The 20,745-nt window shown below is 41.2% G+C and carries 19 protein-coding genes and 1 pseudogene; 13 read left to right on the top strand and 7 right to left on the bottom strand.

Annotation, left to right across the window (positions count from 1 at the left end; genetic code table 11):
* Positions 1 to 65: 65 nt before the first annotated feature.
* The 3 genes and pseudogenes from HBH39_RS19895 to HBH39_RS16105 all read right to left on the bottom strand — a co-directional run bounded on the left by HBH39_RS19895 (position 66) and on the right by HBH39_RS16105 (position 2,796).
* Entirely contained in the window at positions 66 to 449 is a 384-nt protein-coding gene (locus HBH39_RS19895) for a threonine/serine exporter family protein (RefSeq protein ID WP_244325817.1), read from the bottom strand.
* A 147-nt stretch (positions 450 to 596) separates the two neighbouring features.
* Positions 597 to 1,321: pseudogene (locus HBH39_RS19890) on the bottom strand (threonine/serine exporter family protein); the annotation flags it as partial.
* Positions 1,322 to 1,479: 158 nt separating this feature from the next.
* Positions 1,480 to 2,796 carry a spinster family MFS transporter gene (locus tag HBH39_RS16105; protein WP_167679677.1) on the bottom strand — a complete coding sequence of 439 codons (1,317 nt, stop codon included), beginning with the start codon at positions 2,794 to 2,796 and terminating at the stop codon, positions 1,480 to 1,482.
* A 514-nt stretch (positions 2,797 to 3,310) separates the two neighbouring features.
* On the opposite strand from HBH39_RS16105, the gene HBH39_RS16100 reads away from it, so the two are divergent.
* Positions 3,311 to 5,494 carry a TonB-dependent receptor gene (locus HBH39_RS16100; protein ID WP_167679676.1) on the top strand — a complete coding sequence of 728 codons (2,184 nt, stop codon included), beginning with the start codon at positions 3,311 to 3,313 and terminating at the stop codon, positions 5,492 to 5,494.
* A gap of 327 nt (positions 5,495 to 5,821) precedes the next feature.
* Here the strand turns inward: HBH39_RS16100 and HBH39_RS16095 are convergent, their stop codons facing one another.
* The gene (locus tag HBH39_RS16095) at positions 5,822 to 6,502 is read right to left on the bottom strand and encodes a Crp/Fnr family transcriptional regulator (RefSeq protein ID WP_167679675.1); all 681 of its coding nucleotides are present in this window, start codon (positions 6,500 to 6,502) and stop codon (positions 5,822 to 5,824) included.
* Positions 6,503 to 6,772: 270 nt separating this feature from the next.
* Here HBH39_RS16095 and HBH39_RS16090 point away from each other — a divergent pair, with 270 nt between their 5' ends.
* The 5 genes from HBH39_RS16090 (at position 6,773) to HBH39_RS16070 (ending at position 12,336) form a co-directional block, all read left to right on the top strand.
* On the top strand, positions 6,773 to 7,144 hold the full coding sequence (locus HBH39_RS16090) for a RidA family protein (protein ID WP_167679674.1): 372 nt from the start codon (positions 6,773 to 6,775) through the stop codon (positions 7,142 to 7,144).
* A 35-nt stretch (positions 7,145 to 7,179) separates the two neighbouring features.
* A complete protein-coding gene (locus HBH39_RS16085; RefSeq protein WP_167679673.1) occupies positions 7,180 to 8,433 on the top strand; it encodes a D-amino acid dehydrogenase in 1,254 nt (417 codons plus the stop codon).
* 161 nt (positions 8,434 to 8,594) lie between these two features.
* Positions 8,595 to 8,990, top strand: a complete 396-nt coding sequence (locus HBH39_RS16080; protein ID WP_167679672.1) for an MAPEG family protein — start codon at positions 8,595 to 8,597, stop codon at positions 8,988 to 8,990.
* Between the two features lie 179 nt (positions 8,991 to 9,169).
* The gene (locus HBH39_RS16075) at positions 9,170 to 11,500 is read left to right on the top strand and encodes a YgiQ family radical SAM protein (protein ID WP_244325681.1); all 2,331 of its coding nucleotides are present in this window, start codon (positions 9,170 to 9,172) and stop codon (positions 11,498 to 11,500) included.
* 137 nt (positions 11,501 to 11,637) lie between these two features.
* A complete protein-coding gene (locus tag HBH39_RS16070) occupies positions 11,638 to 12,336 on the top strand; it encodes a hypothetical protein (RefSeq protein ID WP_244325680.1) in 699 nt (232 codons plus the stop codon).
* A gap of 99 nt (positions 12,337 to 12,435) precedes the next feature.
* Here HBH39_RS16070 and HBH39_RS16065 read toward each other — a convergent pair whose 3' ends face one another.
* The 3 genes from HBH39_RS16065 to HBH39_RS16055 all read right to left on the bottom strand — a co-directional run bounded on the left by HBH39_RS16065 (position 12,436) and on the right by HBH39_RS16055 (position 14,505).
* Entirely contained in the window at positions 12,436 to 12,987 is a 552-nt protein-coding gene (locus tag HBH39_RS16065) for a YSC84-related protein (protein WP_244325816.1), read from the bottom strand.
* 161 nt (positions 12,988 to 13,148) lie between these two features.
* Positions 13,149 to 14,045, bottom strand: coding sequence for a hypothetical protein (locus HBH39_RS16060; protein ID WP_167679670.1), 897 nt, complete (start codon positions 14,043 to 14,045; stop codon positions 13,149 to 13,151).
* A gap of 73 nt (positions 14,046 to 14,118) precedes the next feature.
* On the bottom strand, positions 14,119 to 14,505 hold the full coding sequence (locus HBH39_RS16055) for a nitrous oxide-stimulated promoter family protein (protein ID WP_167679669.1): 387 nt from the start codon (positions 14,503 to 14,505) through the stop codon (positions 14,119 to 14,121).
* A gap of 328 nt (positions 14,506 to 14,833) precedes the next feature.
* Between HBH39_RS16055 and HBH39_RS16050 the strand changes: the two genes are divergently transcribed.
* The 7 genes from HBH39_RS16050 to HBH39_RS16020 all read left to right on the top strand — a co-directional run bounded on the left by HBH39_RS16050 (position 14,834) and on the right by HBH39_RS16020 (position 20,744).
* Positions 14,834 to 15,598, top strand: a complete 765-nt coding sequence (locus HBH39_RS16050) for a hypothetical protein (protein WP_167679668.1) — start codon at positions 14,834 to 14,836, stop codon at positions 15,596 to 15,598.
* A gap of 262 nt (positions 15,599 to 15,860) precedes the next feature.
* Positions 15,861 to 16,214 (top strand): hypothetical protein, encoded by a 354-nt coding sequence (locus HBH39_RS16045; RefSeq protein WP_167679667.1) that lies wholly within the window; start codon positions 15,861 to 15,863, stop codon positions 16,212 to 16,214.
* 9 nt (positions 16,215 to 16,223) lie between these two features.
* On the top strand, positions 16,224 to 17,705 hold the full coding sequence (locus tag HBH39_RS16040) for a protein adenylyltransferase SelO (RefSeq protein WP_167679666.1): 1,482 nt from the start codon (positions 16,224 to 16,226) through the stop codon (positions 17,703 to 17,705).
* A 67-nt stretch (positions 17,706 to 17,772) separates the two neighbouring features.
* Positions 17,773 to 18,084, top strand: a complete 312-nt coding sequence (locus HBH39_RS16035; RefSeq protein WP_167679665.1) for a DUF3630 family protein — start codon at positions 17,773 to 17,775, stop codon at positions 18,082 to 18,084.
* 38 nt (positions 18,085 to 18,122) lie between these two features.
* Entirely contained in the window at positions 18,123 to 19,124 is a 1,002-nt protein-coding gene (locus HBH39_RS16030; RefSeq protein WP_167679664.1) for a serine/threonine protein kinase, read from the top strand.
* 308 nt (positions 19,125 to 19,432) lie between these two features.
* On the top strand, positions 19,433 to 20,047 hold the full coding sequence (locus HBH39_RS16025; RefSeq protein WP_167679663.1) for a thiol:disulfide interchange protein DsbA/DsbL: 615 nt from the start codon (positions 19,433 to 19,435) through the stop codon (positions 20,045 to 20,047).
* A 490-nt stretch (positions 20,048 to 20,537) separates the two neighbouring features.
* The gene (locus HBH39_RS16020) at positions 20,538 to 20,744 is read left to right on the top strand and encodes a DUF1107 domain-containing protein (protein WP_167679662.1); all 207 of its coding nucleotides are present in this window, start codon (positions 20,538 to 20,540) and stop codon (positions 20,742 to 20,744) included.
* Position 20,745 lies beyond the last annotated feature (1 nt).

Genomic DNA, 20,745 nt, shown 5'->3' with positions numbered 1-20,745 from the left:
TACTTATAATAGTTCAATATCAGCCTTTTAGTGGATGTCGGTCAAGTATTGTTTTTTCTTATTTATTACAGTGAGCGTCTTGGCGGAACCACCACATTAGCAAAGATGAGCCCCGCAATAAGTGACATAAAAATCAAGAACACTTGTGAGCCAATATGGGCCTGATTGAGCATGGTTTCACCTGAAATAAGTGCATTTAAGCCAATGTAGGTTTTACTGCCTGGGACTAAGATAACAATGCCTTGAAGTAGCGCAATGGATACGGGGGCTTTCATCCAGCGAGCATATAAATTGGAGTAAACCCCAACAGCCAACGCTCCCACAAAAATACCAATAGATTCACCTAAGTAAATACCACCTAACATTGCGGAGAAAAATGCCACAATGCCAGCAAAAATTCCCCAAGGAGAATCCTTCAATCGTGCTTTAAAGATAATCACCAATGACATAGACAGCAAAGGAACTGCTGACCAAATGGCCCAGCGTGGCAATGCTGCAGGCTCAACATAAGTTGCCTCGCCGAAAATGGCTTTACCTATGGTCATGCCAAGCACAGCGCCAAAGTAAAGCTTAAACAACTGCATAACGGCATCCATGATCCTTGCCGTGCCTGAGATCAAATCGCGCGCTGCGAGCTCAGCCAATCCAAGGGTGAGTGCCAAGCCGGGAATAAAGATAATGATCCCTGAAAGAATCGATACTGGGAGGTTAATACTTGAATCGAATTGCGCAATACCGCAGGCAATAATGGCACACACTACCGCTGCTAGCGGCTCAAGCATTTCTGCAACACGTTTTGAATGCTCAGCCCAAAATACTAGCCCATAAATGATGAGGCCCAACATACCTGACCAAAATACGTCATGCCAACCTGTTCCCATCAACATAGCAAATGCCCCGCACTGGTACCAAAAGCCAGCATGGTTAATGCGTGTCCGTAGGGGTTAGGTTTGTTGGCTATTTCTTCTAAACGTTCGAGCGCCTCTTTTAAGGTGCGCTGACCTGAACTGAGTTCTTCAACCAATTCGAATGTTCTGGCAAGCGATCCTAAATCTAAGTCTCCCGGTTTTACTCGTGCCACATGATTATATTCTTGTTCAGTATCATGCTGTAAGACGAAAGTCATCGAGGTTGGCGAAATTAAAAAATAACCATCAATGCCCAAGGTGCTTGAAACGGTTTGTAAGTGCGATTCTAAGCGATATGCAGGGGTACCAAATTTATGTAATGCTTTACCTAACTTTATGATAAATCTACGCTTCTCTAAAAAGTCTGCATTGTCCAATTGCTGTGTCCGTTTAGGTGAAATCTCAGGGTGCATGTAAACGAGCGCATCTTAACCTAACTTGTGCCTAAAAGGTTAAAAACCGACAATTTTTTTACAGATAAAAGAGGAGACTTTTTTGCTAAAAAAGGAGACCAACTCCAAGGAAGAATGCGATTAAACCGTATTTAATCGCATTCTTATGAGGTTAATGGTTAAGAGTGACTATCTTCGATGATAGTTGAAGAGGCTTTAAATAAGTGGAATGCTGCCCAAATTAAGATGATCATTGAAATGCTTAGTGCGTATCTTAATGATTCCTCTCCAAATTGTGGTACTAAGATGTCACTAATCATGCCGACCACTAGCGGGCCGCAGCCTTGTCCTAAAATGGCCATAGTTAGCATAGTCAACGCGACGGCAACCGCTTTCATCTTCGGGCCTGCGATGGTTTGCAATGCCGCAAATGATGGTCCCGTGCCTGATGATAAGGTAAACACACCTATAAACAATAAGCCAAGTGCCAGTGTTGAGCTATCGACTAAAAAACAACCGATAAACAATGGAATAACAACTATGGAGCAGCATGCCATCCATTTAACTTCCCAGCGTTGATCTTTGGCAATCAATTTAGGTGCTAAAAATGCGCCTGCTAATGTACCAAATAGGGTTCCAAAACCCATAACTGAACCATAAAGCACTCCTACTTCTTCTAGGCTCATACCATGAGTGCGGATAAGAAACGAGGGTAACCATTGTACAATACCGTAATTGCCAAACGCGCCCAGAGAAAGCCCAAGCATAAGATTGCGATACGTTCTTTGTTTGAGAAGGTATTTAATGGTTTCTACAAAATTGAGTTTATCGTCTGTAATAGTCGAAATGGGATTAAGCGTTCTATGTGTATCTTTAACCGTCAACCAAAGCCAAAATCCTACAAGAACTCCGGGTAGGCCGATAATGATAAAGGTCATTTGCCAACCTACACTATTGGCAAGCACCCCTCCTAGGATTAGCCCTGCTAAAATGCCAACAGTGCCACCGGCTTGAAAAATGCCAATAGCAAAAGCTTTTTCTTTACCCGGGAATAAATCTCCTAGTATTGCATGACTGGCTGGAATGCAGCCTGCTTCACCAACCCCCACTCCGATCCGGGATAAAAGCAGTTGGATGAAATTCACTGACATTCCGCACGCAACTGTCATTAAGCTCCAAAACCCGACACTGATTGAAATTATCAGTGGACGATTGGATTTATCAGCAAGCCTAGCAATGGGGATACCGAATACTGCGTAGAAAAAAGCGAAAGCGAATCCTGTTAATAAGCCAATTTGTGTATCTGAAAGGTTTAAATCATCCTTTATCGGTTCAATTAATACCGATAATACAAAGCGATCCATATAAGCGAGTGCGCATACAAGAGCTAGCATGAACAGTACGTAATAACGGTTGGTTGGGCTCTCTATAGGAGGGGCTAACTTATTTTCTACACTTAACCCGCTCGCATCAATGGTGCTGTTGTTGCTTTTCATAAATTATCCTTTGTTCTTATTGTTCTACTTTAGCCATGTCAAAGGTGTTGTTTACATGTACAACATGGTTAGTACTGTTGCCCCGTTATTTTTTAACTCTCATTAATAGGGCATTTAATTAGGTAAATAGTCTGCAAGGGTATTGGTTTGTTTTGTTCGTTAGATAAACCTGATGCGACTGTTGAACGAACAACGCTTGTTGTTAATTTGTTATCTAAATGTTTGTTGGTAACGTAAAGGGTTAGTTGCTTGATAAACTATCAATTGCATTACATTTCTTTGAAATACTTTTATTAATTGATACTTGTCAGTCCAGCTGTGCCTCGCTTATTGATTTGGGAGAGTTATATTTACCATGGTGTCACACAAAATAAACAAGTTTGTAACCTAGGTGACAGATTTGACTTGGCTAGTTTGATACCCATATAAGGAAGAAAAAATAAATGCGTTGGGGCGCATTGTTTGCAAACAAGAACACTCTGGTGAACATAAATTCAACAATAAAGGTGCGACGATGAAAAGAACAAAATTAGGTATCGCAATAAGCGTAGTGTTATTGGGAATTACGACCCCTACACTTGCTCAAGAAAATGAAGCAGAACAGCAAACAGAGAAACAAGCTGAATCAAAAGGCATTGAAGTTATTGAAGTGACTGCCCAAAAGCGTGTGCAAAACTCACAAGAAGTGCCTATTGCTATGACAGCGGTAAGTGCTGCAGACATGGAGCGCATGGGCGCTACAGAAATCAAAGATATTCAATTTTCCACCCCTAATTTAACGATTACTGGTGGTAACCCTAATCAGCAGAGTTACGGTATTCGCGGTATCTCGGACAGATCGCGCAACCCAGGTTATGATCAACGTTTGGGGGTGTATGTAGATGGTGTTTGGGTTGGTAAGGGGGCGGCGTCAAATCAGTCTGCGCTCGATATAGAATCCGTTGAGGTTCTTCGTGGTCCTCAAGGTACATTGTTTGGTAAAAATACGGTTGCAGGCGCTATCAATATTAATACCAAAAGACCTTATGATGAACTTGGTGGCACTCTTTCCGTCGATGCTGGCAATTATAATTACACCAATATCACTGGCTCTATTAATATTCCAATTGCCGAGAATGTAGCGGCTAAGTTTTCAGTTAATAAAATTGATCGAGACGGTTATATAGACAACCTTTTTGAACAAGCGAAGTATAAAGATTTCAACAATTTGGATTCAATGGCAGCTCGTGCTCAGTTGTTGTGGAATGTTAGTGATGCTACAGAGGTGTACATCACCGCAGATCACTTTCAATCTGATTTCAGAAATGTTGGCTCAGAGCAGACCCCTGAAGCGGACCCATTTGCGCCGAAACCTTATGAAGTTAGCTTGAATACAGCTAATAACTTCGAGGTAGAAGGCGTTGGCGGTGTCAGTGTGACAGTTGATCATACTTTTGAAAATGACTTTAACCTTACTTCAATTAGTGCGTATCGTTACGAAAAATCAAATTATGATGATGTTGATCAAGACTTTTTGCCACTCGATATCGCTACTTCTTATTTGGATGACGATTCTAAACACTTCAGTCAAGAACTTCGTTTGGCGTCACCTGATGAGGGAGATTTCAACTATTTGGTCGGCTTGTACTATCTTAAGCAAGATATTGACGGTTTAGGTGGCTCTAGTTTAATGAGTGCTTTCTTTGTAGATTGGAATGCCGAAGTGAACAATCAATCATGGGCTGCATTTTTCCACACTAACTATGATCTGACAGAAACTTTACAGTTAACAGCGGGCGTTCGCTATACGCAAGAAACCAAAGAAATTGACTATTTTCAAAAGGATAGTACTGGTTTTTTCCTATCACCACAGACAGGGCTTGAGGTTTCTGAATCTTTTGCCGACGATAGAAAGGCGACAGATGTATCACCTAAAATCAGTTTAAACTGGTTTATTAACGATGACACTATGCTTTACGGTGGTTATTCAAAGGCTTATAAGAGTGGCGGTTATAACGCTGACTGGATTGTTACAACAGAAGGAATTGAATTTGATGATGAGCAAGTGGATGCTTATGAGTTAGGTATAAAAAGTACCTTATTTGATAATAGCTTACGTCTTAATGCCGCGCTTTTCTATTCAGACAACAGCGATTATCAGGTTCAGGCAATGACGCCACTTGCCTCTGGAGGCTCGATTCTTACCATTACCAACGCTGGTGAGTTAACAAGTCAAGGTGTTGAGTTAGACTTTCAGTACATTGCGACAGACTGGCTGCGCGCATGGGGTAGCTTTGGCTACACAGATGTTGAGTTCGACAAATTTGAGGGCTGTACAAGAGGTGGATTAGCTAACCAAGATTGTTCTGGTAATCGTCCTGCTGAAGCGCCTAAGCTAAACTATAACCTTGGAGCAGAAAGCTTCTTTGAAGTAGGAAGTGGCGAGATTTTTGCTAATTTGCAGTATTTTTGGCGTGATGAGATGTACTCAAACCCTAGCAACGACTTAAACACGCTAAACGAATCATACGGTGAGTTAAGCGGTCGTGTTGGTTGGAGATCAAACTCTAATGCTTGGTCTGTGTCACTTTGGGCGAAAAACCTAACAGGTGAAGAGAAACAAATCTTCAACGTACCATCGTTCCTTCAAGCTGATACAGCCGTCTACAACGTGCCACGCACCTACGGTTTATCACTTAAATGGAACTTTGGTAGCTAACTGCCATCGGACATCTACAGATAGATCGCATCTAATTTGTATGATGGCCACAATTAGCCCTTTGTTGCATAACAAAGGGCTAATTTAAAATTGACAAACATGCTTAATCTGGGAACCAATTAATGATGCTTTGAGGATTAATAGTTTAGTATTGTTCAAAGGTTTTAAACGTTCACAACATCTTAAGATAATGACTTACCGAGTAAAAGTGACCTATAACTTCTAACAAAAAATATTCAATTAGCGTTGATAGACACGGATAGTCTAACTTTGAAGCAGATTTTGAGCCCCAATCAGAATCTGCTTTTTTTTTCGTCGAGTACAAATTTAAATGCGTGATATTTTTTTTAGTTTCTCAATATCTAAAATCTGAATTTTACCGTAATGGTATTCAATGATGCTGTCGTCGGCCCAGTCCTTAAGCAATTTATTAATTGCTTGTCTGGTTGCACCGACTAAAGAGGCCAGCATCTCTTGAGTCAAATCAAGCTTATTGGTTTCTGTTGTTTGATTGTCAGAATGACTTTTACTTAATGCGAAAGGCAACAATAATAAAATTTGATTCGCTAAACGGCGCTCTAAATTGAAAAATAATCCGTATTCATACAGGTGAAAAATCTCTCTTAATCGAGTAGAGATATTTTGAATCACATATTTGTAAATAATGGGGTATTTTTCAGCAAGTACGTCAAAATCTTTGGCAGTTAATCTGGCTAATGTCGTGTCACCAACAGCAACAACATCATTGGGGCGTTCCCCTTTATCAATGACGGATAAATAACCAAAACAGTTATCAGGTCCGTATATCATCATAGTGGCTTCTTTACCGTTATCAGCGATAATTCTAAATCTGACAGACCCACTTACCACTTGGTATTGATGAGTGCAGGTATCTCCTTTGCGATAAACATATTCACCATCTTTAAAGGTTTGTAGTTTACATTTTGCTTTAACTTCGTCTTGAATCTCTTGAGGTAGTAATGCAATCCAATTAGTCTGCGTTGCCATATCAATGATTACCTTTTATTTTTCTTTTAGTTATTCAAACTGAAAGCTGTTCACATCAGCTAGGGTATACAACAGTTTACTTCATACCATGTTCAGCAGAGGGTTCAAAGTGAAATTCAACATTGTTAATTTTTGTCACAAATGAAATCTCTTACAAATTTTGATTCAACTTCTTAAATGTCACCTCAATTACAGTATTAGGCAAGTAAACAAATCTATAATAAAGCTCAATTTAACTTTATTACTACAAGTTGTTAAAAGGTCGCTAAAATGACGAAGCAAGTATTAGGCAAGAATCCATTAGGTTTACCTTTCTCTCCTGCTGTATCAGCAGGCGGTTTTATTTTTTTGTCTGGCCAGATGGCCTTTGATGCACAAAATAAATTGGTTGATGGCGATATAACTGAGCAAACCAAGCAAGTTTTAACCAATATAAAAAACTTATTAGCTGAATTAGACCTTGGTATGGATGCTATCGTAAAAAATACCATTTGGTTAACGCATGTTGAAGATTTTGCTGCATTTAATCAGGCATATGCCGAATTTTTTCCTAATAATCCACCTGCACGCGCTACCGTTAGATCTGACTTATTAATCCCAGGTGCACGTATTGAAATTGAAGCATTAGCAATAAAAAGCTAGTCCCTCATTTCTTCTTCAATTCTTGAGGGGTAGATATGAATGTCATTATAGTCGGCAGCGGGTTGCTAGGTGTGAGTACGGCTTATCATCTGCATCGGCAGGGCCATAACGTTACCGTGATTGATAGGCGTGAAAGTGCTGGGCTTGAAACCAGCTTTGCCAATGGCGGCTTACTGACGCCCAGTTTATCAGACCCTTGGAATGCTCCGGGTGTATTTTTTAATATGCTCAAAATGATTGGTAAAGAAGACTCACCATTATTATTAAGGCCTAAAGCACTACCTTCATTAGCATTTTGGGGGTTGTCATTTCTGAAAAACTCTAGCCGTAAAACATACGAGCAAAGCATTTTTCGTAATACACGCATGGCCAAATATACCCTAGACGTGCTTGATAGCATGACGACAGAAATGGGCTTGTCTGATCTTGGCGGCGGTAATGGTACTCTAAAAGTATGCCGTCATAATGAAGAGTTGGATGAAGTGCTCGCCATGGCAGAGTTTTTAAAGCCAGAAGCGGTAAAGTTTTCAATGTTAACCCGTGAAGAAACTTTCGAGTTAGAGCCTTCATTAGCTCCTTTAAACGATAAGCTGGCAGGCAGTATATATTTTCCCGAAGATCGTTTTGGGGATGCCCACCAATATTGTGTTGAAGTGTCAAAATACCTTGAAAACGCAGGAGTAAGGTTTTTGTACAGCACAACTGTTAACGATATCCATAAACAAAACGGTAAAATAACCCACCTTGATACCAGTCAGGGCCAGTTAGATGCTGATGCATTTGTATTGGCAGCAGGGAGTTATTCGCCGCTATTAGCCAGTAAAGTGGGCATTAATTTACCCGTGAAGCCCTGTAAAGGCTATTCATTAACCCTTGAATTAGATGGTTGGCAAGGCGGACCTAAAGTGCCAGTCATTGACCATTCATTACACGCCGCTGTGGTACCTATTGGTAATCGCATACGGGTTGCTGGTACCGCAGAGTTTAATGGCTATGATAAAGACCTCAATGCTGGGCGTTTACAGAACCTTTATGATCTTCTTCATGCTATTTATCCAGAATCAACCCCCTTTGTTAGCCCTGAAACCACCAAACACTGGACAGGGCTAAGGCCGGTTTCTGCATCTGGCGTGCCATTAATTGGCCGCTCAAAAATTGGTAACTTGTATATAAATACTGGTCATGGGCATTTAGGTTGGACTATGTCCGCAGGTTCGGGCAAGGCGCTGGCTGATTTAATGAGTGGTATAACACCAGAAATCACATTGGATGATTATGCGGTGAACTAACTAGGGATTTAGTCACAATAAATAAGCGTGGTAAATCAGAGTGGTTTTCCACGCTTTTTGCTATTTATTGGTTAGTTGCAAAGACATTTATAACGAATTTTGATTAACAAATTCATTATTTGGCATATAGTGCTCTTTTACATCATTTAAAAGGACAGCAAATGAGTGCAAGTATTTCGGGTTTATACATTGGCTTAACTGCCATTATGGCTATTTATTTTAGTTTACGCGTGGTAAAGCTTAGACGAGGGCTAAAAATTGGTATCGGAAATGGAGGAAATCAAGACTTAATTCTAGCCGACCGAGTGCATAAAAACCTAATAGAGTACGCACCTTTTGCTATGCTGTTAATGTTGCTTGCTGAGCTAAATGGTTTATCAGCACCCATACTGCATGTGTGTGGTGGTTTGTGGTTATTTGCTCGTTTATTACATGCCATTGGATTAACCCAAGGTAAAGGCGGATACCATTTTGGTCGCTTTTGGGGAATTTTAATTTCATGGATTGTCATTATTGGTTTAGCGGTGATTAATATCGGTTTCTTTTTTGGCTTATAACTTGAGTGGTTGATTAGGTGGGAGTTTTACAATTCCCACTGTATTTATAAGGTTTTTTGTTATTGTTCCTCAGTAAAAATATTTCACATCTGCTGATTTTTTAGTCACACTTACTCTTTGCCAACTGGTATACTCCGCGACCGTTTATCGACGTATCCATCAATATTTAGGTTACACGCATGCAAGTTGAGTCAACATTATTTAATTATCCAAAGTTTTGGGCTGAATGTTACGGAACCGCGCCGTTTTTGCCTATGTCTCGTAAAGAGATGGACAAGCTGGGCTGGGATAGTTGCGACATCATTATTGTCACCGGTGACGCCTATGTTGATCATCCTAGCTTTGGGATGGCAGTGATTGGCCGCATGCTTGAAGCGCAGGGGTTTCGGGTGGGGATTATTTCTCAGCCAGACTGGTCAAGCAAACAAGACTTTATGCAGCTTGGCAAGCCGAATCTATTTTTTGGTGTGACCGCTGGTAACATGGACTCGATGATAAACCGTTATACGGCAGACAGAAAGTTACGTCATGATGATGCTTATACCCCAGGAAATATCGGTGGCAAACGACCTGATCGTGCGGTGACCGTTTACACCCAGCGCTGTAAAGAAGCCTTTAAAGAGGTGCCCGTGGTGATTGGCGGTATTGAAGCCAGTTTACGCCGAATTGCGCATTATGATTATTGGTCAGATAAAGTGCGTCGCAGTGTCATTTTTGATGCCAAAGCTGACATTCTAATTTATGGCAATGCTGAGCGACCGCTGGTGGAAGTTGCCCACCGTTTAGCCAAAGGCGAAGCGATTAATCAAATTGATGATGTTCGCGGCACCGCGGTAATGCGAAAAGAGCCCATGCCCGGTTGGCGTGGCATGGACTCACGTAAAATTGATCAGCTTCATAAAATCGACCCTATCCCTAATCCCTATGGGGCAGATGATGTTGGCTGTGAAAAACTGTCAGGCCCATCAGATAAAAAAATCTTTGATAACGATGCTCCTAAAGCGATTAGTATTCAGCCACCACGCCCAAAACCATGGGATAAAACATACGTATTGTTACCCGCCTATGACAAAGTTGCGGCTGATAAATATTTATATGCCCATGCATCACGTATTTTACATCAAGAGCAAAACCCTGGTTGTGCACGGGCATTATTCCAACCCCATGACGCACACCGTGGCGTGTGGGTTAATCCGCCCGCATGGCCATTAAATACCGACGAAATGGATGCGGTATTTGATTTGCCTTACCAGCGTGTTCCGCACCCAATATATGGCAAAGAAAAAATCCCTGCCTACGATATGATCAAAACCTCAATTAACATCATGCGAGGGTGTTTTGGCGGCTGTTCATTCTGTTCAATTACCGAACACGAAGGACGTATTATTCAAAGTCGCTCACAAGAATCAATTATTAAAGAAATCAAAGATATTCAACAAAAAGTACCCGGGTTTACAGGGGTGATTTCTGATTTGGGAGGCCCAACGGCCAACATGTATCGTTTAGGTTGCACCAGCGAAAAAGCTGAAAAAACCTGCCGAAGATTGTCATGTGTCTACCCCTCAATATGTGGCCATTTAGGCACAGATCATAAACATACTATCGATTTATACCGCGCGGCTCGCGATGTGCCGGGGATTAAAAAGGTATTAATTGCCTCCGGTGTGCGATATGACTTGGCCATTGAAGACCCAAGCTACATTAAAGAGTTGGCTAAGTATCATGTGGGTGGCTATTTAAAAATTGCTCCAGAACATACCGAAGAAGGCCCGCTGAGAAAAATGATGAAGCCGGGCATGGGTACTTACGATAAGTTTAAAGAGCTATTTGATAAGTTCTCTAAAGAAGCGGGCAAAGAGCAATTTTTAATTCCGTATTTTATTTCTGCTCATCCAGGCACTACTGATGAAGATATGGTGAATTTGGCATTGTGGCTAAAAGGGCAAAAGTTCAAGCTTGACCAAGTGCAAAACTTTTATCCATCACCCATGGCCAATGCTACGACCATTTATCACACTGAGCTGAACTCACTTAAAAATGTAAAGCACACCAGCGAGCAAGTCAGCGTACCCAAAAAAGGCCGTCAACGCCGTTTACATAAGTCGTTATTGCGTTATCACGATCCTGCAGGCTGGCCATTGATCCGTGAGGCACTACTTGCCATGGGTAAAGCCCATTTAATTGGCAACGGCCCGAATCATTTAGTGCCGCCAGAAACACGTAACGAGCAAAGCCGTACTAAATGGGGGCAAAAACCGGCAAACAGTAAAGCCAATCAAGGCGGTCAAAAAGCAATGACACGATTCTCCGCAAATCAGTTTGAGGATCGTAAATCTGGCGCAATCGCTGATGCAAAACCTAAAGGTAAGTCAAAACCAACGGCTAAGGAAGGTCAGGGTAAAGCTGCAACGGGTAAAGCGGCCGGCAAATCAGGGGCAACTAACGGTTGGGCAACCCCTTCAAAGCATAAACGAATCCCATCTGCGGCTAAAGCAAGCAATAAGCGTTAACTGCCAGCGCACAATATCAAGCTGCTTAGGAAACTAGCAGCTTTTTTATTGACCAAATATCAGTGGTTTCCTTCAGGTTAAATTAAATAAACCCTGCTAGTGTGGGGGGCAATAATTATTCTTAAATAGGCACAATAATGACAACAACACCTATCACAAAAGCATTGGCTTTTTCTATTGCAACCTCAGCAGTTTTTTCATCAGCTGTCATTGCGGCAGATAGTACTCAAAACCAGTATTTTGATGCCATAGCAGCTCATTGCGGCAAAGCCTTTGCGGGTGAAGTGACCGCGGGTAATAGTGCAGATGATGCCTTTACCGGTAAAAAACTTATCATGCATGTGCGTGAGTGCAGCGATACCGAATTAAAAATCCCTTTTCATGTGGGTGATGATCATTCACGCACTTGGGTTATTACCAAAACCGCCAGTGGTTTACGCTTAAAGCATGATCATCGCCATGAAGATGGCACTGAAGATAAAGTCACTATGTATGGTGGTGATACAGCGTATTCGGGTAGTGCTACCCAGCAGTCATTTCCTGTGGATGCAGAATCAATCGCCAACTTTAATGAAAATGGTTTAACTGCATCAGTGACTAACGTGTGGCACATGTATATCGAGCCAAGTGTATTCACTTATCGTTTAACACGAGAAAATCGTGATTTTAGAGTAGATTTTGATTTAACCAAGCCAGTGGCGCTGCCGCCAGTGCCTTGGGGCATGAGTAATGTTGTTTTAACCATAAGTCTGCATAAATTACCGTGCACTGCTTCGTTAAATGATTTGATCCTAATGTCATGGATCTTCGCCCAAACCAAAGGGCAAAGCGCTTGAGTCTTGCTTGATGGACCATATAATTTTTCATCATCACAGCGCATAAAAATGGCGACCATTAAGTCGCCGTTTTTATTTAACCCTTTAGGCTTAAAGTGATTATTTAGCATCAAAAGTAAATGATTGACCCGCTAAGGCGGCTTCATACATTAGGCCGCCTTTGGCTGCGGTGAAGATCGCCATGCCATTCATATAGCTGGCTGCTGCGGTGTGGTTACTGCCGCCTTGACCTGCACTAGCTGAATTTCCTGTCGTACCTACTTGGGCACTTGCACCTAAGTTAATCGCAACTGCCGAAGCTTGTGCGGTAAATTCAAAACTGCCACTGGTGAAATCATTATAAGCTTTGGCATCTTTAAAAAAGATGATTTCACTGTAGGCTTGCCCCCCAATTTGAAAGCCTACAGATAGCTGACTTAAGCTTGAATTACCTGTGTGCATGCCACCTTTGTAAACTCTGCCTTTGCCGTAGGCTGCGCCAATGCCAAAGCCACCTTTACCCACAGTGGGGAAAATGGCATAGCCATAAGCTGTGTTAAAAAATGCTTGTGTTTCTGCCGCTTTTTGAAAGTTGGTAATAGCTTCTGTGTAGCTATCATCTTTTGCGAAACTGCTAGGGCTAAAGATTAGCGTTGCACTGATTAGGGCCATAGTGAAAAAAGCGTATAAACGTGTCATAAACACCTCAAATTAAGTAACGATAAAGCGTGTTGATAAGTTATCACATCTATCTAATGTAAGAGTGGTTTTATTCTATCTTATGCCAATACTCAGAGCAGCATGCTAGTGGGTGTAAAGAGAGCAATAATTGATTATTTGTTGATGTGAGTGTCAGGATTGTTATGAATGACATCTTGAATAAATGCTTTTTCGGTATCATCTAGAATTTGCTGGCTCGACAGGTTGCCATGAGTTATGGGTACAGCTTGGCCTGATACACCACGCAAATAGGCTGCGCGGGTAATTTGATGGAGCCCATAAAAAGCGAACACATATACTGTGACTAACATGCTTAATCGTGTGGTGGCTTGAGCAAGTAACGATAATGAATCACCAATAACAAACGGTAAATACACCAGCGACAAGCGAATAATCCAATTAACTAAGATGCCAATTACCAGTAGGCAAATCCAACGAAAACGGATATCGCTAAGGCATAGGCCATTATTGCTTACTAGTTGCTTACGAAACTTGGAGAGGAGTTGATAAATTAACACAAAGTAAATAATGGTTTGTGCGACCAATAAAAGAGGCAAAATAATTGCCAACATATTGATTTGGCTGAGGTCAGCAAGGGATTGAATCGCATTATCGCTTATTTTGGGATTTATTCCGACTCGAAATAACATCGCCGAACTGGTCATTAATGCAGCCATTAATGTTATAGAAAAGTGTTTGGCGTAACTCGGGTGGTAGTGATTGCCGTATAAACTTTGTTTGCTGTAGATATAAAGCAGCGGCATTAAGATAAAATAAACAGGGATAATAAGCGTTAACATTAAATGGATAGGAATGGGGGTTGTTTCACGGGTAATGAGTCCGGTGAAAAAATAAAACCCAATCAAAGCAAATATCATGGCTAGCGCTTTGTGGCTATTGTTATGGCTGTGGTAAATGTAACGGATATAAAAAGCTACACCGATGCAGTGAATACCGCCCAGTAATGAAAGCCACCAATATGCTTGAAAAAATATCTGTTGATTATTCATTGCGACTTAACAGGATGAAAAGCAAATCATACCTTAATTTTAGGTATATTAAGTATACTAGCTAAGGTAAGCGTTAACCTAATTTACGTAAATGCCGGTTACTTAGTCCAGCAGGGGGCTTTCCTGGTGCGGGTTGTCGCTCTGCTAGTAAATGTTTTATTGCCATAATGGGATGCGGCAGTAGCATTCTTGGGCCTGCATATATCATTATTTCACGTACTTTCTGTTTCATTTCCGGTTTATAGCAATGTACAGGGCATTTGTTGCAGGTGGGCTTTTGTTGGCCATATGGGCAGCGATCTAAACGCGTTTCAGCATAACTTAGAATTTCACAACAGGAGTCGCATAAGCCTTTAGCAGGTTTGAGTGGGTGATGTGCTTTGCAATAAATTTCAACCATTGCCCCAATGGTGCGAAATTCAAAAAGTAATTTACCAGAAAGTACTGCTGAAACTGTCATGAAATAACCTAGCAATTTGCTCAACTAATAAAAGTGTAATCTGCAGTTTAATCCTAAACAACTTATTCACTTTACAGCGTGAGCTAGAGCATAGATTTGCCAAAATTGATTAACTGATCATGTTAATTATCCCATTTGGGTTTTAATCAATGCTTTGTTACAGATAATTTGCATAAATACTTGATATTATGGTGTTGATTGGATTATTAATAACAATGACTGCTTAAAAAAGCAGCGGTGAGTTTATGCCACAGCCCTCAGGGCAAGCTTGGTATATCCAGTCGCCTTAATTAATCCGCGCAATTCGCGTGCAGCAGGATGATATCGAATGAAATTTATTGTAATCATTATTCTAATTGCGATTGGAGTATATTTATATAATCGTGCCAAAAATAGAGCACAAGAAGAACAAGCTGAACAGAAGCCATCAGCACCATTGAATCGTGCTGATGCTGAAATTGATGCAATAGACGAGCAAGGCACGCCTGAAGTCGAGCCAAAGCTTGTTGACCCTGTAATAAGCGAAGTGGTTGATAGCGTGCCAGAGCCAGAGCCAGAGCCAGAGCCAGAGCCAGAGCCAGAGCCAGAGCCAGAGCCAGAGCCAGAGCCAGAGCCAGAGCCAGAGCCAGAGCCAGAGCCAGAGCCAGAGCCAGAGCCAGAGCTAGAGCCAGGGCCAGTTAAAAGCGGCTTAGCCTCAACGGGGAGTTGGGCAAGTGATGTCTTTAACAAAATTGTGCAAACCGCAAATGAGGCCGACAATCCACAACGTGAGTTTGATGCATTAGTGGCGGTTATAGGCCACAGCTATAAAATGCGCAAGCAGGCTGATTACTGCCAGTATGGCGCCAATTTAAAAGCGGATTATCTGGCTGTTTTTGAAGTATTATATCAACAAGATAAAGCAACTTTTGCCGATGCTAAAGCACCTGCTCATATGCAGTTAGCTACTCTATTAAATGATGTTGGTGAGTTTGATCAAGCAATAGCGGTTTGTCAGCATGCGCTTAAGCATCAGCTGTCAGATGGTACGGTGACTGGATTTGAAGGCCGTATTACTCGCATTGAAAAAGCGAAATTAAAGGCATTATCTTGATCTGTCGTTAGCGATATCAGGTATGATATTGCTAACTGATTATATTATACCAATCGTATTAAATAACTGATCATTCTAGCTTGTGAAAATACCTGATAACTACGTTAGATTTTTTGATTGTAGAATAACTACTTATCAAAAAAATCTGCCTTGTTATCCCGCATTTTTCCTACGCTATTTCTGGCCACTTATTTACTGTGATTGGTATTAAAGCGGACTCAGTCCGCTTTTTTTATGCTAAAAATTTCTCAAGGAATTCCATATGGCTAAAATCCGTCAGCTTATTTCAGCTCAATTTATTAAACGCAGCAGTTTGTTGGTGGTTGCTATTATGCTATTAACCGGCTGTATTCGCAGCCCTGAATGGACGCTCTTTTACTTTGCAGACGAAACCTTGGCGGTGTCGCAGCCTGCTCAACATCAATACATAAAAGGTTACTATGACACCTTAGAGCAATGTCAGGCCAAAGGGGCAGGGCTGCTACGAATTAATGGAATATCAGGTAATGAGAAGGTCGATTTTGTTTGTGGTCAGCAATGTGAAACCCATGACGATAATCGTATTTCGTGTTTGCAATTAATTAGCGACCAAACGTTTTTACAGCAGTTGCAATAGGAACACAGCATGCGCTTTAAACAGGATTTTTTTGAAAAGCTGGAAGGATTTTATAGCCAAGTTTATCCGCAACCCATATCCAATCCACATTGGCTTGGGTGGAGTGACAAAGCCGCTGAGCTGATTGGTTTAACCAAGCCTAATGACGAGTTGCTCATGCAGCTGTCTGCGCATCATGCTGCTGACGGTGCAACTTATTATGCTCAAGTTTATAGTGGCCATCAATTTGGCGGCTATACCCCCAAGTTGGGTGATGGACGTTCGATTATTTTGGGTGAGGCCATAGGGCCAAATGGTGCTTGGGATGTGGCACTAAAAGGCGGCGGGCCGACACCTTATTCACGTATGGGTGATGGTCGGGCCGTTATGCGTTCTGCGGTACGTGAGTTTATGATTTCAGAAGCTCTTGCTGCGCTTAATGTTCCTACTACTCGAGCATTAGCAGTGATAGGCTCTGATTTACCGGTTTGGCGTGAAGGTCAAGAAACCGCAGCTATCACAGTAAGACTGGCAAAATCACATATCCGATTTGGGCATTTTGAATATTTTAGTTACACCGAAAAAGCGGAAAAAACCAAATTAACTCAGCTGGTGGACTTCACCATTACACAACATTTTCCGCACCTATCCACTGATAAAGCAGGCTATATAGAGTGGTTTAACGAGGTAGTGGCATCGACGGCCAAAATGATTGCTCACTGGCAAAGTATTGGTTTTGCGCATGGAGTGATGAATACCGACAATATGTCGATTTTAGGTGATAGCTTCGATTTTGGGCCATTTTCATTTTTAGATACATTTAAAGAAGACTTTATTTGTAATCATTCTGATCATCAAGGTCGCTACGCTTTTGGTCAGCAGCCCGCAGTCGGCTTTTGGAATTTGCAGCGCTTGGCTCAAGCATTAACACCTATTATTGAGTCAGATGATTTGATTCACGCCCTTAACCAATATCAACGTCATTTGGTTGATTATTATCTTAGTTTTATGGGGCAAAAAATGGGCCTGCCGACATTTGATTTTGTTGATAATCAAGTTAAAGAGGCTGCTAGAAAAGAGCAGCAACAGCAAGATTTACACTTAATTGGTGAGTTCACTACAATGCTGGAGCAAAACCAGCTTGATTATACAAACAGCTTACGCCGCTTTGGTGAGCTCGACCCAAACAGCCAACATAGCTCGTTGCGTGATGACTTTGTTGATTTAGCTAAATTTGATACTTGGTATCAAGCCTATCAACAGCGGGTTGCTCAAGTCGCTGATATTGATGCTTGGCAACAACAACGAAATGCCGTGAACCCCAAATATATTTTGCGTAATTATTTAGCGCAAGAGGCGATTATTGCCATTGAAGAGCAAGGTGATAATAGTAAATTAATACAATTGCAGCAGTTATTAGAAAACCCTTTTGATGAGCAACCTGATATGCAAGATTTTGCCAAACGCCCACCGGATTGGGGGCAAGGGCTTATCATGTCTTGTAGCAGTTAATTAGGGCATGTTCCTTATACCTTTAGATAAGCTTATTTTAGATCTAAACCTTTTAGTAGTAACAATCATGAAAATATATTCCACCAGTCTTGATAAAGATAATTTAAGTTTGCTTATTTGTGCCAAGGTCGATTTTGAGCAATTTGAACAGTTTGCCGAGCCCTTAGCGCAGGCGTTAGATTGCCAAATACGTGAGCGTCAATGGGGGGCTGACCGTCATCAATGGCTGCTTGACTTTGAAGGAAGTCAATTATGGCTTCATTATGAGTTTTATGGCGACATCTGCTGGTTGAGTACCGAGCGAGCAGATGAGTTTGATGTATTGGTATACTTGCAAACCTTATTGAAGCCGTTAATTTTAGACCCTAGCCAACCTTAGAGCGTGAAGCTCTACCACTGCATAAATTAGGTAACCAGATGACAGATAACCAGCAAGGCGAGTTTCACTTTCAAGCCTTAACACCTGATTTAATTTTAGATGCCGTTGAAAGTGTCGGTATATACCCTGAGACCGGTTTGCTAGCCTTAAACAGCTATGAAAATAGGGTTTATCAATTTAGATGTGATCAGGGGAAACGCTATGTGGTGAAGTTTTACCGCCCGCAGCGTTGGTCAAACGAACAAATACAAGAAGAGCATCATTACGCTCTTGCCCTTGCTGAAAACGAGGTGCCCATCGCAGTGCCTTTAATCATTAATGGCCAAACGCTACATCATTATCAGGGGTATCGAATGGCCTTGTTTCCCTCAATGGGCGGGCGCGCGTTTGAGGTGGATAATTTAGAACAACTAGAAGTGGTTGGTCGCTTTATTGGTCGTATCCATCAATACGCCAAAAAAGAGCAGTTTACTTATCGTGAGCCATTAACACTTGCTTTATTAGGTCATGAACCATTGGCATATTTACGTCAATCCGGCATGGTTTCCTCTGCAATGGCCAATGCTTTTTTTACTGTGTGTGAGCAAGTGCTAACTAAGGCGGAAGCGATTTGGAAAACCGTGCCATTTGATAGTATTAGGCTACATGGTGACTTGCACCCGGGTAATATTCTTTGGACACCAGATGGCCCGGGATTTGTGGATTTAGATGATGCTCGCCAAGGGCCTGCTGTTCAAGATATTTGGATGATGTTAACGGGCGACAGGCAACAGCAGACGTTGCAATTGGATATTTTACTTGATAGCTATCAAGAGTTTGCTGATTTTGATATGCGCCAATTAGCGTTGATAGAACCACTACGGGCGTTAAGAATGATCCATTACAATGCATGGCTGGCCAAACGATGGCAGGACCCTGCTTTTCCAATGAACTTCCCATGGTTTGGTGATGTCAAATATTGGGAGCAACAAACGCTTGCGTTTAAAGAGCAACTATCGGCGTTAGATGAGCCGCCATTAAGTTTGTACCAATCGTCATAAATAGCAGATCATTCTCGCTTGTGAAAATACCTAATAACTGCGTTAGGTTTTTTGATTGATGGTATTTTGTTCGAGCTAGACATGTTTTCACTGACAGATTGGATTGACGTCTCGTCATTGCCGACAATGTCATAAAATTTCAACCTCAAAATTAAATTACTTTAATCTACAGTGGTGACTGTAATTTGTTACAAATACAATCAATTTAGTTTCGACATCATCTTGTGATTTTATTGGGTGCTGCATACTATGGCGTCACTCAATTGCGATAAAGACCTAATTATAGGCAATTCAATAAAGGAATTAACATGAAAAAAGCATTACTAATGGCAGCTGCACTTCTATTTGCTCCAATGGCAGCGATGGCGGCTGATTATCAAGAAGGTGTTCATTACACTGTGATCAACGATGGCCCAGGTTCTGCTAAGCCAGAAATCACCGAGTTTTTCTCTTTCTTTTGCGGCCACTGTTATAACTTCTCAAAAACAGTATTACCAAAAATTGAAAAAACCTTACCAGAAGGTGTTGCGTTTAATCAGGCGCATGTGGAATTTATTGGTCGTGAAATGGGCGTAGAAATGTCTCGTGCATTTGCTATTGCACATCAATTAAAAGTTGAAAAGAAAATTGAAGCCGCTATTTTTGAAGCTATTCATGACAAAAAACAGCGTTTTACCAACCTAAACGATATTCGTTTACTATTCATTGCTAACGGTGTTGAGGGTAAAGATTTTGATGCGGCAGCGAAATCATTTATGGTGAATGCACAAATGTCAAAAATGAAGCGCGATACAACTAACGCTAAAATTTCAGGTGTACCATCATTAGTTGTTAATGGTAAATATCGTGTTGAGACGGGGGCGATTAAGTCATATGACGAGCTTCTCGACATTGCTTATTACTTGGCGACCAATAAGCCTTAATCATACTTGTTGTTAAAAAGGAGCTTAGGCTCCTTTTTTATTACCTAGCGTTTCAGAACCTGTTGAAGCCATTGACAAAAATAAGGCAAAAAAAACCGTACGTTTAAAAAACAGTACGGTGTTGAGCTAAATAGCTCGTTTTACCCTGAGTAACGAAACAAATAATATCGGAGCGTCAAAAAATTGGCAAGCGACATTTTTCTGTCGTTACGTGTTTTTTATATATTAGATTATCAGGGCTTAGTGCGGAAACAGTGAATGAATAACAGCTTGTAACCATTAAAACTATTTTAGGTCATTATTGAGCCGCTTTTATGCAACTATTTTGCAACGCTGATGTCGAAGAGAAATAGGATGTAAATCCCAATCATGAATAAATTATTTGTTGAAGTCATTTAAGGTGATGTGGATTAAGGTAAAACTCAGAAAATGCCAATAAAGTAGCCATATACCATTGTGAGATCACTCTTAACTTGAAATTGGAGGATGTATGAGAATATTTCCTGTTTATGCACCTAAGCTGATTGCTAAGCACGCGATCGTTTTTTTCAAGGGTGTGGTTTGGGTGAAAGATCTTGGGCGATTAGAGTTTAATCAAGGTAGGTTTGTTACCCCTAAAAAAAGCCTGCCACATGTTAAGCAGGCTATTTCTGAATTAAATAAACTGATTGAGTCACAACATCCGCAATCAGCTTAAT

The sequence above is a fragment of the Shewanella aestuarii genome (assembly GCF_011765625.1).
Lineage (GTDB): Bacteria > Pseudomonadota > Gammaproteobacteria > Enterobacterales > Shewanellaceae > Shewanella > Shewanella aestuarii_A.
This window is presented reverse-complemented; position numbering and strand designations above follow the sequence as displayed.

Excerpts from the sequence above, each read along its gene's own strand:
- HBH39_RS16090 (WP_167679674.1), top strand. The coding sequence starts at position 6,773 with ATGACGAAGCAAGTATTAGGCAAGAATCCATTAGGTTTACCTTTCTCT.
- HBH39_RS16065 (WP_244325816.1), bottom strand. The coding sequence starts at position 12,987 with ATGGCCCTAATCAGTGCAACGCTAATCTTTAGCCCTAGCAGTTTCGCA.
- HBH39_RS16030 (WP_167679664.1), top strand. The coding sequence starts at position 18,123 with ATGACAGATAACCAGCAAGGCGAGTTTCACTTTCAAGCCTTAACACCT.
- HBH39_RS19895 (WP_244325817.1), bottom strand. The coding sequence starts at position 449 with ATGTCATTGGTGATTATCTTTAAAGCACGATTGAAGGATTCTCCTTGG.
- HBH39_RS16050 (WP_167679668.1), top strand. The coding sequence starts at position 14,834 with ATGAAATTTATTGTAATCATTATTCTAATTGCGATTGGAGTATATTTA.
- HBH39_RS16075 (WP_244325681.1), top strand. The coding sequence starts at position 9,170 with ATGCAAGTTGAGTCAACATTATTTAATTATCCAAAGTTTTGGGCTGAA.
- HBH39_RS16060 (WP_167679670.1), bottom strand. The coding sequence starts at position 14,045 with ATGAATAATCAACAGATATTTTTTCAAGCATATTGGTGGCTTTCATTA.
- HBH39_RS16100 (WP_167679676.1), top strand. The coding sequence starts at position 3,311 with ATGAAAAGAACAAAATTAGGTATCGCAATAAGCGTAGTGTTATTGGGA.
- HBH39_RS16095 (WP_167679675.1), bottom strand. The coding sequence starts at position 6,502 with ATGGCAACGCAGACTAATTGGATTGCATTACTACCTCAAGAGATTCAA.
- HBH39_RS16045 (WP_167679667.1), top strand. The coding sequence starts at position 15,861 with ATGGCTAAAATCCGTCAGCTTATTTCAGCTCAATTTATTAAACGCAGC.
- HBH39_RS16105 (WP_167679677.1), bottom strand. The coding sequence starts at position 2,796 with ATGAAAAGCAACAACAGCACCATTGATGCGAGCGGGTTAAGTGTAGAA.
- HBH39_RS16025 (WP_167679663.1), top strand. The coding sequence starts at position 19,433 with ATGAAAAAAGCATTACTAATGGCAGCTGCACTTCTATTTGCTCCAATG.
- HBH39_RS16035 (WP_167679665.1), top strand. The coding sequence starts at position 17,773 with ATGAAAATATATTCCACCAGTCTTGATAAAGATAATTTAAGTTTGCTT.
- HBH39_RS16055 (WP_167679669.1), bottom strand. The coding sequence starts at position 14,505 with ATGACAGTTTCAGCAGTACTTTCTGGTAAATTACTTTTTGAATTTCGC.
- HBH39_RS16040 (WP_167679666.1), top strand. The coding sequence starts at position 16,224 with ATGCGCTTTAAACAGGATTTTTTTGAAAAGCTGGAAGGATTTTATAGC.
- HBH39_RS16080 (WP_167679672.1), top strand. The coding sequence starts at position 8,595 with ATGAGTGCAAGTATTTCGGGTTTATACATTGGCTTAACTGCCATTATG.
- HBH39_RS16085 (WP_167679673.1), top strand. The coding sequence starts at position 7,180 with ATGAATGTCATTATAGTCGGCAGCGGGTTGCTAGGTGTGAGTACGGCT.
- HBH39_RS16070 (WP_244325680.1), top strand. The coding sequence starts at position 11,638 with ATGACAACAACACCTATCACAAAAGCATTGGCTTTTTCTATTGCAACC.
- HBH39_RS16020 (WP_167679662.1), top strand. The coding sequence starts at position 20,538 with ATGAGAATATTTCCTGTTTATGCACCTAAGCTGATTGCTAAGCACGCG.